Source organism: Pseudidiomarina insulisalsae (assembly GCF_003987065.1).
Taxonomy (GTDB): Bacteria; Pseudomonadota; Gammaproteobacteria; order Enterobacterales; family Alteromonadaceae; genus Pseudidiomarina; species Pseudidiomarina insulisalsae.
Window position 1 is genome coordinate 32,502 of the sequence record NZ_PIPY01000005.1, and the last position, 13,363, is coordinate 45,864.

10 protein-coding genes are annotated in these 13,363 nt (G+C 52.4%); 4 read left to right on the plus strand and 6 right to left on the minus strand.

All coding sequences use genetic code 11. The annotated features are described in order from the left end of the window. Positions 1-132 precede the first annotated feature (132 nt). The gene (locus tag CWI71_RS05465; RefSeq protein ID WP_126754269.1) at positions 133-1,530 is read right to left on the minus strand and encodes a serine hydrolase domain-containing protein; all 1,398 of its coding nucleotides are present in this window, start codon (positions 1,528-1,530) and stop codon (positions 133-135) included. A gap of 818 nt (positions 1,531-2,348) precedes the next feature. On the opposite strand from CWI71_RS05465, the gene CWI71_RS05470 reads away from it, so the two are divergent. Then, positions 2,349-3,035, plus strand: a complete 687-nt coding sequence (locus CWI71_RS05470; protein WP_126754270.1) for a transposase — start codon at positions 2,349-2,351, stop codon at positions 3,033-3,035. 66 nt (positions 3,036-3,101) lie between these two features. Here the strand turns inward: CWI71_RS05470 and CWI71_RS05475 are convergent, their stop codons facing one another. Genes CWI71_RS05475 through CWI71_RS05485 form a run of 3 tightly spaced genes read right to left on the minus strand, consistent with a single transcriptional unit; the run spans position 3,102 to position 6,262 of the window. Then, positions 3,102-4,448, minus strand: a complete 1,347-nt coding sequence (locus CWI71_RS05475) for a diguanylate cyclase domain-containing protein (protein ID WP_126754271.1) — start codon at positions 4,446-4,448, stop codon at positions 3,102-3,104. A 57-nt stretch (positions 4,449-4,505) separates the two neighbouring features. Next, positions 4,506-5,879: an MBL fold metallo-hydrolase RNA specificity domain-containing protein gene (locus CWI71_RS05480; protein ID WP_126754272.1), complete on the minus strand. Its 1,374-nt coding sequence runs from the start codon at positions 5,877-5,879 to the stop codon at positions 4,506-4,508. Next, complete coding sequence (locus CWI71_RS05485) at positions 5,876-6,262, minus strand: hypothetical protein (RefSeq protein ID WP_126754273.1); 387 nt, start codon at positions 6,260-6,262, stop codon at positions 5,876-5,878. Before CWI71_RS05485 ends, CWI71_RS05480 begins: the two co-directional genes overlap by 4 nt. A 213-nt stretch (positions 6,263-6,475) precedes the next feature. Here CWI71_RS05485 and CWI71_RS05490 point away from each other — a divergent pair, with 213 nt between their 5' ends. Beyond that, entirely contained in the window at positions 6,476-8,380 is a 1,905-nt protein-coding gene (locus CWI71_RS05490; protein ID WP_241967638.1) for a nucleoside-diphosphate sugar epimerase/dehydratase, read from the plus strand. Between the two features lie 28 nt (positions 8,381-8,408). On the opposite strand, the gene csrA is transcribed toward CWI71_RS05490, so the two are convergent. Beyond that, positions 8,409-8,597 carry a carbon storage regulator CsrA gene (gene csrA / locus CWI71_RS05495; protein ID WP_126754274.1) on the minus strand — a complete coding sequence of 63 codons (189 nt, stop codon included), beginning with the start codon at positions 8,595-8,597 and terminating at the stop codon, positions 8,409-8,411. A gap of 363 nt (positions 8,598-8,960) precedes the next feature. Between csrA and CWI71_RS05500 the strand changes: the two genes are divergently transcribed. Continuing rightward, the gene (locus CWI71_RS05500) at positions 8,961-9,200 is read left to right on the plus strand and encodes a hypothetical protein (RefSeq protein WP_126754275.1); all 240 of its coding nucleotides are present in this window, start codon (positions 8,961-8,963) and stop codon (positions 9,198-9,200) included. Between the two features lie 72 nt (positions 9,201-9,272). Next, entirely contained in the window at positions 9,273-12,005 is a 2,733-nt protein-coding gene (locus CWI71_RS05505) for a putative bifunctional diguanylate cyclase/phosphodiesterase (RefSeq protein WP_126754276.1), read from the plus strand. Positions 12,006-12,099: 94 nt separating this feature from the next. On the opposite strand, the gene CWI71_RS05510 is transcribed toward CWI71_RS05505, so the two are convergent. Further along, positions 12,100-13,260, minus strand: coding sequence for a DcaP family trimeric outer membrane transporter (locus CWI71_RS05510; protein ID WP_126754277.1), 1,161 nt, complete (start codon positions 13,258-13,260; stop codon positions 12,100-12,102). Between the last annotated feature and the right edge of the window lie 103 nt (positions 13,261-13,363).

The following is a 13,363-nucleotide window of genomic DNA, read 5'->3' on the forward strand; positions in this document are numbered from 1 at the left end:
GATTCAAATCCGGGGCTCGCGTTCTCGTCGACGCCAGCAGGGGCAGCCCCCCTTCGCCCGCACTGCCAGCGCCAGAGGGGGCTGCCCCCTCTGGCGCGGCTCGATTTTTTACCGAGGTCTGCCCTTGTTAGATTATTTCTTATGGTTTTGGAAGCTTTCAATGATGCTGGCGAAACGATAGTCGTGTTGGTCGCTCACCAGATAATAGATATGGTGAGGATCAAGGAATAGCACGATGATGCCACCGTAGCCGCTAAGGAACGGGTACCATTTTTCGCTTTCCGGATGTTGCCAGAACCAGATGCTATCGCGATAGCGCAGGTTGCTGTGACCGGGCACGGGGTGAGCCTGCTCCGGCTGACCAAGGATATCGCTGAACCCGAGGTTCATCGGATCGTGCTGGATAAAGTGCGCGAGCTTCACCAGATCATGGGGAAGCAGGCTTAGACCATAGCCGCCCCAGACTTGCTGGCGATCATCTTTGGTAGTATCAATGCTATACGCCAGCGGGCTGAGCTCAAGCGGTTGCCAGATGTGTTCGTATAAAAGCTCATCAAGACGGCCTTGCTGTTGTTGTTTCAGATAGTTTTGCAGCGCAGTGGCCAGTAAATAGGTGCTTGAACTCTGATACACCATGGGAATGGGGTGTTCCGCCTGTGCCTTATAGCTGCACGCATGCTTAAGCTTATCGGCGTGACTGCTGGGAGTGAAAAAGTTATTAACCGTGGCTTCTGCCGCCTCGTCTTTGCCATAACCACGATCCATGAAATGCCCGGTGCGCATGTTCAGTGCATCGCGCAAACTCACCGACTGCCAGGTTTCCCCTTCACAGACGGTGCCCCAGGTATTCATCGTTTGTGTGAGTAACGGCGTATCGCTTTGTTTTTCCAGCAGCATCGCGGCATTGGCGGCGATAAATGTTTTGCTCAGCGAATAAGCCGGCACCGCCAGCCAAGGCTGTGATGAGTAGTGCACCAGCAGTTGGCCGTCACTGTCACTTTGCGCCCATCCGTAAGTGGTGGGGTATTCCTGTTGATCCGGTTGATACATGGTCGGGCGCGCCTGTGCTTGCGGTGGCTGCGGTTGCCAGGGCGCGTCATGCAGTGGTTGGGGCACCATGGTAAGATCCGGCGCGTGTTCCGACGTTTCACGACCAATTACTTTAATCTGTACGTTTCCCTGCCAGTCGTATGCGGCATAGGAGCAGGTCTGTGCATGTAGCTGATAGTTAGCGCTAACTTCCTGCCCTGGCTTTAGCGCACCTATTTCGAGATCCCCTGGCAATTCAATGTTGCCGTTATGCAGACAATTGGCGTTGTATTCGCGTAGCGCGAACGACAGGGCTTCGCCGGAGCTTGGCGTCAGCGCCAGGCCAAAAGGCTCATGCGCGGTGAATCCGCGTTGGCCAGCGACCCATTGCTGGTGCTCGGCCGAACTTGCCGATTGCTGCAGACGTAGCTCTGTATTTGGAAACTCCGGTCGGTCGAACTGCAGCTGCAAGGTTAAAATGACTGCACTGGTTAGTATCATCTGTTGTCCTCCTTCTGCGAGCGCTTGTTTGCGACTGACAAAAAATTGCGAAAGCGGATAATGAAAATTCTTCTGTATGAAATAGCGTAGCTGATTTTGCGCGGACAAGCAGAATGAGGTCGCTTGAGGATACTGTGTGACTGGTTTTTTTTCGGCTGGATATCACGGTTAATGTACGAAATTTGTTCAAAAATTTATACGTTATTTCCTAAAAACGGCTTGTCAGCGAAAAAAATTATCATTACTCCATTACCTCTGAGCCCTTGTACCATGCGGCCTAAGTGCTAAATTAGTGACCGATGAGAGAGAGTGCTGTAAATAACTGGTTAAAAAGTTGTACCTTTCGGTATCTTTTTGATGTATCTTATTTTGCAAATGACGTTTCACATTGTTTTCGAATATTCGTAACAAACGTGTTCGTTGTTTTGTGAAGGCTAAGGAGCCCGACTCCTTAGCTTTCAGCGCCGGACCAAGGATGGTTCTGTCATGGAGGGCAGAGGCGCAAAGGTTTTGTTTGTTACGAAGGGAGGGCTGCCCCTCCCTTCGCGACAGGGAACCACTACCTACCTCTGACCCGACCACGCTAATCCTCGACTTATTCCCCCAGTCGCAAATCGAGTATTTTCACGAAAACCTAAGTGACACCGCCCCGTAGCCCGTTGTCTTGCATAACACGCTTACGCCACAGCGTGCCTCAATCTAGCCCACCCCCAGCCGGGGCAGATGTCACCACAACCCCCCGGCTGCGCCAGAGGGGGCAGCCCCTGCTGGCGCAGCCGGCTGTTATACTGACCTCTGAGCGCAACAGGGAGGTCGCTATGCCAAATCGTAGAAGGAATGACGTGCCGGGGGTGGCGCTTCATATTACGCAACGTGGTAATAATCGGCAGCTGATGTTCAGGGAAAATGAGGATTATCAACGTTTTGCAGGTATGCTGATCCGCTACGCCGAGCAGTACAATATGGTCGTGCACGCCTGGATGTTGATGCCGAATCACATTCATCTTCTGGTAACCCCAAGTGAGCGGAAGATGACGGGGCGGATGATGATGTGTACCACGGGCTCTTATACCCAGTACTACAACTCAAAATACCGCCGCACGGGGACGCTCTATGAGAAGCGCTATTTCTCGGCGCTGGTCGATTACGACGAGTATGTGATTAATGTTTATAAGTACATCGAAATGAACCCGGTCAAAGCCGGGCTCGTTACCCATCCGCGTCACTGGCACTGGAGTTCTTATCGCCATAATGCCGAGGGTATCTTTTCATCTATGCTGGTGCCCCACCTTTCCTTCTTGAAGCTTGGCATCACGCTGTCTGACTGCCGCAAAGCCTATCGCCAGCTGATTGCGGCGACCAATGTAGATAGTGACGACTACGACAAGCTGCGCGAACAGATTCGGGACGCTCAGACGCACCAGTCGGTGTTCGGCGGCGAGGAGTTTCGGGCGGCAATGAGCAAGCAATTAGGCTTTGAAATAGAGAGGGCAGAGGTCGAGTGATTTTTTGCTTGCGCCAGAGGGGGCTGCCCCCTCTGGCGGAGCCAGGGGGGTGGGGGAGGTCTGCCCTTAGGTGGTGCGGCGCTTTTCTTGGTACATTTTTTTATCGGCGTGGGTGAGTATTTCCTGGGCGGAGATATTTTCGCCGGTATAAATGTAGGAGCCGATGCTCAATGAGGGGTAGATTTTGTCACCCTGCCATTCGAGGGGGTGGTTTTCGACAGTTTGGCGAATTTTCGCCACTTTATCGCGCACGCGCTCGGGATCGACAAGGCGGTGCAAAATCACCAGAAACTCATCGCCGCCCACACGCGCGACTTCGTCATAAATGCGAATAGACGCGCGCAGCTCATTGGCAATCAGCCGCAGCAATTCATCGCCAGCCTGATGGCCATACACATCATTTACTTTCTTGAACCCGTTCAGGTCGATATTCAGCAAGGTAAAGTGCCGGGGGCGGCGCGACGCGAGCTGCCGATTCAAAACTTCCATAAAATGCCGCCGGTTCGGCAGGCCCGTTAGCTCGTCCTGCCGCGCGACACTACGGTGTATTAAGGTTGAGCGCCAAAAGGTTAGCAGTGATAAAAACAGTACGCCGGCAATCACCCAAGCGATGATACGGGCGATGTGACGCTGCCAAAAAGGCAGGTTGTCAATTGTCAGACCATACTTGGCAGCGAGCAGCCATTCGCCATTGGGTATGGCAATAGGCAGTTGAATGTCAGCCTGATTAAAGGTCTCGACACTGCCAAAAATAACTTCCCGGTCGTCATCTGATTCAATGTGACCGCGCAGCGCAATCTCCGCGCCTGAAATACTATTCAGCCCGACTAATTTAATAAACTCGTCAAAATCTATCACGACACTAATAGTACCCCAATAGTCCCGATTCTCAGGGACGTCGGTAAAGATCGGAAAGCGAGCGATAATGCCTTTCCCTCCCTGAACCAGATCAACAGGGTTGGTGACATAGACATCCTGTAATTCAATCGCGCGCAGGACCGTCATGAATTGCTCGGGGTTAGTTCGAAGATCAAAGCCAATTGCCGAGCGGTTACCTTTTTCAGGGTACACATATTGAACGACATTATTTGGCGCGAGGCCGATATTGCGGGCGATCTCAGATTTTTTATCTAAACGCCGCGCAATAGAAGGCCAGTCGCGGATAACTTGTTCAGGGGCGAAACCAACGACGGTCGCCATACTATCGGCAATATAGGTCTCGCGAAAAATGAGGGCTTCAATACGTGCGCGGACTAAGGCGACTGACTTATTCAGGTCATTGCGTTGTTCGCGTAGCAATTGCTCTTTGTAAAGGCTGTGAACCGCTTCGGTTCCCCAGTAGGCAATGGCAATAAAAACCACGGAAAACACGGCAAACAGGGCTCTTTGACGCTGCCCAAACGTGAATTTCATAAACGATTCCAATATACAGTTTGTTATAACCTAGCGAATGTAGGCTTATTAGGCAACTCAAATGCTAGTGGGGTCAGCAACCGCAGCAACACCATGCGCGCACAGTAACGCCGCCAAAGAAACGCGTGCGTCACGGTCACCATGAATCAGCCGCACACTCCCCACCGAAGTCGCCTGCAGCACAAAATCCAGCAATTCCTGTTGATCAGCATGAGCAGAATACCCACCCAAGGTATGCACGCCGGCACGGATCGTTACGCGCTCGCCGTCAAGCTCAACATAACCGCCGGCAGGGCCGTACTGTTGAATAACACGCCCCGGTGTACCGGCCGCCTGATAGCCAACAAAGAGCACATCGGTACGCGGATCGGGTAACAGCGCGCGCAGATAGTTGACCATGCGCCCGCCGGTGCACATGCCACTGGCGGCAATCACAATGCAAGGCTCACCGGAACTGCGTAAAAAATTCACCACCCGCTCATGTTCTTCATGGCTGCGCACGGTATGCAGGCGGGCAAAGTCCAAAGGATTGCGCCCCGAGCGATGGCGCGCCAGGGCTTCGGCGTCCCACAAAGAACTCAGCTGACTATATAAAGAAGTAAACTCGGCCGCCATTGGCGAGTCCAGAATGACCGTCATTTGTGGCCAGATGTCGCCGGCCGAGGCAATCAAATCCTCGATCTCGTAAAGCAGCTCTTGCGTGCGACCAATACTAAAGGCCGGTATCAGCACCGTACCCCGGTCTAAAACACAGCGTTCAATGACAGAACGCAACCGCTGCGCGCGGTCCTCGCGCGACTCATGATTACGATTGCCATAGGTACTTTCTAAAAATAACAAATCAGCACGTTCAAGCGGCGTAGGATCAGGCAACAGGGGCGTGTTGCGACAGCCAAGATCACCCGAAAAAACCACGCGATAGCTACTCTCAAGCCACTCAAACTCGACATAAGCTGAGCCTAAGATATGCCCCGCCTGGCGAAAACGCAGTTGCACATCAGCCACATCAAGTGCCTGCCAGGCGTCATAATCCAGCGGCCGCAATAATGAGCGTAACAATGTCAGCACCGATGAAATCAGCTTGCGATCACGGGTCAGGCCTATTTTCAGTGCGTCCTCAATAACCAACGGCAGCAATAGCGCCGTGGCATGAGTGCAATAGATAGGACCGCGAAATCCGGCCATTAATAAATAAGGAATGCGTCCGACATGATCAATGTGCGTATGGGTAACGATAAGCGCCCGCACGAAACTGATATCAAACTCAATGGCCTGAGTGTCAGCATCAGCACCACGCCCTGAGGTTTCGGCGCCCTGAAACAAACCGCAATCGATAAGAACGGACTGATTACGAGCAAGAAATAACTGATGGCATGAGCCAGTGACACCGGCAAAAGCGCCGTGATGAATAACCTTGGGCGGCTGTTTCAAAGCCGCGAGCGCCTGTGATTACCACCAGGCAGGTCAGCACTGGACTCTTCCAGGTCGGGTCGCAATGCCGCGCGTTCCACCAGCCCGATGCAAAACACCAAGGTGGCGAGCAGCACCAGCGCCACAGGAGCTACAAAAGTGGTCAATTGCACATAAGCCGAGTCGCTGCCGGTCATGATCAGGTTATCGTGTAGGGCCAGAAAACCGCAAGAAATGAAGAAGACACCGCCGACAATACAGGCTAAATCAATGCGATCGCGGCGGTAACAAAGTTCGTAGTAACTCACCAGCGCCAGACCCGCACAAAAATAAGCCAGTGTCGCGCCGCTCCAGATAGCGATGGTTGCAGCTAATAATATGCAAATAAGAAGAACGGTCTTCATGAAATTGTGGTCCTGCGTCCGTGTGAGCAATATTCACATCCGAGTCACAAAAACATAACACGAGATATGTGGATTCGCCAGATATTTTATCCAATTTTTTTCACAGACTTTTAGCATCTTGTCGCAAATCCTTGTCGATGCCCCGCAACGAAGCTATAATTCGCCCTCTTAAAAGGAAGCCACAACGTTTATGTTACCGGGATGTAAAGACCTGTGAAATTACTTACCGCTCTACTGCAATTGCCGCGCTCAGCCAAACGCACGGTCAGCGTGATTGTCGATATTGCTGCTATCAGCTTCGCCCTCGTTGTCGCCATGCTACTTAGTAAAGATCAGCTGATCCCCAACGATCTTTTGGGTTGGTTAGCGGTCTATTGCTGGCTGATCATCGGCTCGGTTGCAGTGTATGTGAAGCTAGGTTTGTACCGGGCCATTGTACGCTATGTCTCCGTGCGCGCCTTCGGTGTGGTTTTGATTGGCGCAGTGTTCTCGACGTTGCTGCTATGGGCGCTGGTCACTGCTTTTTCGGTGAATCTGCCGGCCACCGGCATTGTGAACTTTGGCCTGACCGCGCTGCTTATTATTGGTGGCAGCCGCTTTGCTATGCGTGAATTACATCATCGTCTGGTCAGCCGCAAGAAGCTGCCGGTGATGATTTACGGCGCGGGCTCCGCGGGACGCCAGCTGGCACAGGCGCTGACCAATGGCGAAGAGTTCGCGCCCGTTGCTTTTATTGATGATGATCCGACCCTGCAACGGGCCTACTTGCTGGGCATACCGGTGATCGATCCGAGCCAGATTGAAGCGGCGGTCAGGGACAACCGCGTTGAGCGGATTCTGCTGGCATTACCCAGCGCGCCGCGTTCAAAACGTAAGCAGATTCTAGAGTCGCTGGAAGTATTAAACATTCGGGTACTGACGGTGCCGGGGATGGCCGACATGGTCAATGGCGATATGGCGATTGACCAGCTGCAGGATGTGCGCATTGAAGACCTGCTTGGCCGCGACCCCGTTGACCCGGATCCAATGCTGATGCAGCAGCATATTCGCGACAAAGTGGTGCTGGTGACCGGGGCCGGCGGCTCCATTGGCTCAGAACTGTGCCGTCAGATTATTCAACAGCGTCCGAAAGCGCTTGTTTTGTATGAAATCTCAGAGTTCGGTCTGTACAGCATTGAGCGCGAACTACGGGAAATGCAGCAGCGGCTGAACCTGCAAAAAGTAGCGATTTACCCGATTATCGGCACCGTGCAGCGACAAAATCGCATTGAAGCCGTGATGCAGTCATTCAGCGTACAGACGGTTTATCACGCAGCGGCGTACAAACATGTGCCTTTGGTCGAATACAACATGGTCGAAGGCGTGCGCAACAATGTCTTTGGTACGTTGCATACCGCTGAGGCAGCTATGCATGCAAATGTTGAGTTGTTCGTACTGATTTCAACCGATAAAGCCGTGCGTCCGACCAACGTTATGGGTACTACCAAGCGTCTGGCCGAGCTGGTGCTGCAAGGCCTGGCAAAACGTAATGGCAGTCGTACGCGGTTCTGCATGGTGCGCTTTGGTAATGTTCTGGGGTCTTCAGGTTCAGTAGTACCACTGTTTAAGCAACAGATTGAGCAAGGCGGTCCGGTGACCGTAACGCACCCCGATATCACCCGTTATTTCATGACCATTCCTGAGGCCGCGCAGCTGGTGATTCAGGCTGGCACCATGGGCGATTCCGGCGCGGTGTTCGTGCTCGATATGGGCGAGCCGGTACGAATTGTCGACATGGCCCGCAAGATGATTCACCTGAGTGGACTTGAAGTGCGCTCTGAAGCGCATCCGGACGGCGACATTGACATCGCCTACACCGGGCTGCGTCCCGGCGAGAAGCTCTATGAAGAGTTGCTGATTGGGGACAACGTGGTGGCGTCCGATCACCCGCGCATCTGTCGCGCTCATGAGCGTGCGCTAGAGTGGCCGCAAATGCAGCAGTTACTCACCCAGCTGAACGAAGCCTGCCAGAACTTCCAAATTGATACCCTAAGAGAACTATTGCTGAATGCGCCGACTGACTATCAACCAAGCGATCAGACCATTAACGATCTGATCTGGCGCAAAATGCAGGACTGAGATCGCACGGGTGCGGTCTCATCCTCTTTTACAACTCGCTGAAGTCTTTTTCCTGCTCCCGCTGAATGCGGTAATACACTTCTTCACGATGCACTGGTACTTCGCGTGGTGCTTCAATCTGCACGCGCACCTGCGAACCTCGTACATCGGCAATGGTAATAGTGATGTCGTCACCGATCTTCAGTGACTCGCCAGCTTTGCGACTTAAAATGAGCATGGGGCTATATCCTTATATATTCTTATTATTCCAAAAAACGAGAATGTTTTATTTGTAATCGCTTCCGAGTATAGCCGATTCCTAATCAAAGTCTTGTCTTTTTAGCGCAAAAGATACAACTTTTACCGAATCCATTTACCTGTTTTCATGAAAGTTTTATGCCCGTAGATGCAACATCTACCTACTGTCTAAACTTTGATATGCAGATCCTCATATTTATGTCACTTCAAAGATTTGGTAAAAATCCACTAACGTTTAGTGCGTCATAATCGTACAAAAGTTTATAGAAAAAGCAACAAACAACAGGTAAAATGGCACTTGTTTGAGTACTCCACATCAGCAATGTAACCAAGAGTAACGACGATGAAAGGACTGAAGAAAACACGGAAAGTGGTGCTTTATCGGGGTGACGAGGCCGTTTCGAACTTCTCTCAACATATTACGGACTCACTGGTTGCATCATTGCGCTCCATCCGGCGCGAGTTTAAGCGCAATCCAACGCTCACCCACGCTATCGTTACCGATAGCAAGGGCCGTAAATGGACAGTATCGCGCAATTTGTCTGATCTTGGCCTGCTTTGGCTGGCATTCCGCATTAAGTAAAACTGCTATTCAAGCCTAAAAATTTGTGTTTATATGGAACGGTAACGTTAACTTAAAGTTTTGAACTGGCCGATGAAAATAATAAACACAGACATACAGGCTAGAGCTGTCCTACAACTGGTCACCGCCACTGCGCTGGTGTTCGCCGGGCTGTTGATTTTTAGTTATCGACTGTTCGAGCCGACCCAGCAATTGCTGTATCACTCCATAAGTTCTTCTTTCCAGCTGGTTATGATAGGCATCGGCTTAAGTGTGCTCTTGCATATTTATCGGCGCGAGAAGCCTTACTCCCGCTGGTGGGCGTCGCTGTTCGCCGCGATCGCCATCCTTGGTATTGTCGATGGCCTGGCCGGTAGCCGTTTTGATAATTTCAGTGCGCAGATTCCCTGGTTTGCTTACCTTGCCTTTTTGCCCGTCGCTGTCGGCTTACTCATGCAGTTCCCCCGAGCTGGTGAGCGTCGCCCATGGCAAAACCTCACGCTGAAGCTGGGTGCCGGTTACGGCCTTGGCCTGGCCGTGGTAGGTTCTGCCTTCTTTATTATGCACTTGTTTTTAAAAGCACCATTACTCGCCAAGCATCCAACCGGCAGCCTGGTGGTCTGTGTCGCCGCGTTATTGTCGGGCGTGGCATTTTATGCGGCCAGTTATCGGGGGCGGCGGCCCTTACCGCGCCTCTCGCCGACATCCGCTACCTTTACTACCCTAGCGATTCTGACGGTCATGGTGTTTGGCGTCGGTATGTTTCATACCGAAATGTCCGACCTGAAGCGCGACGGCGAACGTGCCATTCAGCAGTTGCGTGACAGTCGCACCGCCATGGGTGAGAGTATTATCGAGTTATTTGAGCGGCTCGGTGAGCGTTGGGAAAACTATCCTTTGGACGAACACAGTGAGTTGATGGAAATCGATATTGACGCCTATTTGCGCCATGTCGACTATCTTGACTCGCTAATGTTGGTTAGTCCTAACAATCGGGTCGTATTTGAGCGCATGAAACCCTCGCGTAGCAGCTACTTTGAGAAAGTCATGTCCGATCCGGTTATCATACGAGCGCTTGACGAGGCTGCGTCACAAACTCAGTTGATGGTGCCGGAGTTTGGTGCCAATGAGCTGACCGCGAAGCTGATTATTCGTATACCGGTCAACTTTCGTGACCCGCAGACATTAGGTGATAGCGGACTCTACTCCATTCTGGCAGTGCTTGACGTGCGCGCCATGCTGGGTACTGCCATGCTCAATACCTATAGTAGCGATATTGAAACCTATACCTTAGTGACCCCAGGTCGCTGGATGGACCGCGCTGGTTTCTGGGTCACGCAGCCGACCGCAGAGTATCTGGATAATAAAGCGCTCAAGCTGCACGAAAGCGGTTTATCGATGTACTACAGCAAAGATGTCCCGACCCAGGCGTTTCTCTATCGGCTCGACAACCTGCAGGAAACCTCAAATCTACAGATGCTAATCATCGTTGGTTGCATCGGTTTGGTGCTGCTCGTAGTACTTGCGGTCGAACGAAATGTATCGCTGGAGGTACAGGGGCGTCAGTTATTTTACCAGGCACATCATGATGGCCTGACCGGACTTTGGAACCGCGACAGTATTGAGGAATTTATAGGCACCCAGTTCCATGACACGCAGGACGTGAGCGTGCTCTTTATTGATCTGGACGGCTTCACGCTTATTAACGACAGTCTTGGCCTGCATGTTGGCGACGCCATTTTGAATCAACTGGCCGAACGACTCCAAGCGGAACAGCCGCGGCGCAGTGAGCTGGCGCGCTTTGCCAGTGACGAATTTATTCTGGTGCTTGAGGGCATGACCCAGTTCCCGGAACGGGTGAAAAGTCTGGCGCAAGACATTATGAGTACTGTGGCGCAGCCTTACCGGGTAGGCGAGCATAAGATTTATCTGACAGCTAGCATTGGTGTGGCGCATCAGACCGATGACGTGCGCACGCCGCTGGAACTTATTCAGCGTGCTGACATGGCGATGCACCAGGCGAAGAAACTCGGCTATAACTACTTTCTTGAATACGACAACAGCATGGCGCGGCGCTTACTATCCACCACCGCCATGCGCAGTCGCTTGCAGGAAGCGATTGAGCACAACCAGCTAGAGTTACATTACCAGCCCATTGTGCGCTCGAACGATCAGCAAACGGTACAGGTCGAGGCGTTACTGCGCTGGCCGCAAACCGACGGCAGCTTCATTGCCCCGGCGGAATTTATTCCGCTGGCAGAAATGACCGGGCAAATTGTGCCCTTAAGCGAATGGGTGTTCCAACGCGCGTGTGAGGACGCAGTGAACTTACAGCAGCGCGACCCAAAATTAAGGGTCTCGGTGAATATCTCTGCGTTGCACTTTAACCGTGCTAACTTCGTTGATTTCGTTCTGAATACTTTGAACGAAACCGGCTGTCGCGGTGGCTGGATTGAGCTGGAGATGACCGAAAGTATTTTGCTTGAAGGGAGTCAGAACGCTATCGAACGCCTGCAAACACTGCGTCGGCATGGTATTAGCATTGCCCTTGATGACTTCGGTACCGGCTTCTCAAGCCTAAGCTATCTCAAGCGCCTGCCAGTCGATGTGGTGAAGATAGACCGCAGCTTTATTGCTGGTATTCGCCATCATAAGAGCGACAGGGTGTTGATTGAAGGGGTCATCCGGATCGCGCAAAGTCTTGATTTTGCGGTACTGGCTGAGGGCATCGAAACGCCGCAGCAGGCCGAGTTTGTGACGGATCTTGGGTGTAATTATATGCAAGGCTACTTCTTCGGCCGCCCCATCCCGCTCGAAAACCTTTGAACTACAAGAGCGTTACTGGATACTGGATATTAGTTACTGGCAAGTGACGGCTTTCCAATATCCAGTATCCAGTAACGAATAACGCTTTTGCTTTTTAAAAGCTGTACAGGGCCATGAATTGCAGGCGCGTCATATCGCCGTCTGTGCCCGATTCCAGTTCCCGCGTTGCCCGCGACAGCTCCGCTCCGAAAGTCAGGTTTTTCACCGGTGAGTACATGACATTCGCGCCCAGGCGCTGGGTGAACTTAGTGGTGTTGACGCCGGTCAGGTGAGTGTCCTTGTCGGCCCAGCCCCGGCTAAAAACCAGGTTGCTGCGGGTTGTATCATTCCAGACATGGCGGTAGGCCAGCGTGACCCCGCTGGCGTCAATGGCTTCAAGGTCGCCATTGGCGTCAATGACGGCGCTGTTGAAGGTATTCAACCCGAGATAGCGCCCAAAACCTGAACCGGTCTGAAACGAAGCGCGCAGATCATGCTTGCCTAACTGCCATTTGGCGCCCAGTGAGATGCCATAGCCTGCGGTGGTTTCGTCGTCGCCGTTGTTATCGGTGTCATAAGCCAGCTGGCGTACCAGACCAGCAATGCTATAAGTCACAGCGCCGGTTATGCCAACATATTTGGCGGTCAGGTCGGGCATAATGCCATCACTTGAGGTAATACGGCTGCCACCACCAAAGGGCGTTACCGTGGTTTCGGGGTTTTCCAGCGACACGCTGAAACCACCCTGGGTGTAGCGTAGTTGCGGCTGGCGGGCGAAAATAATGCCGTCAGTGGCACCGATAAAGTCCACCGATTCGGGCAAGATGGTTAAATTCTGAAAGTTCGACCAGGCCTGACCTACCAGCCAATTGCCGTAGGTGAAATAGGCCTGGCGCAGACGCGGTGAGTAGGAGTTGGTGATGCGCTCGTCGCCCACCGGCACTGTCATAAAGTCGAGCTCAATGCGGGCTGTTATGGCTTCACCATTATCCAGAACCTGACTGACATCAAAGAAAAAGCGCGACTGGCGCGCGTGAAAGTCACTGACGATGTCGTCGCCATTGCCGCCCACAGGCGTAGTGCTGGGAATGTAAAACTGGCGGCCGATAAAGCCACTGGCAGGCGCGTTACCATCTTGATAATCTGACATAAATGCGTCGAGTTTTATGTAGCCGCTGAAGTTCCATTGCGGGTCTGCGGCGTGTGCGGGCGTCATGGCGAGACCGCCTAATACGGCACTGGCGAGCAGTGTTTTTGTTAGTGTTTTGGGCAGCATTGCGGTGCTCCTTGATTCGTTAGCTGATTCTGTTTTGCACGAAAAAGCATCGAATGCTTAGGTGAAATAATCAATCTAGACTATGGTCTAATGGTCGCCCGCA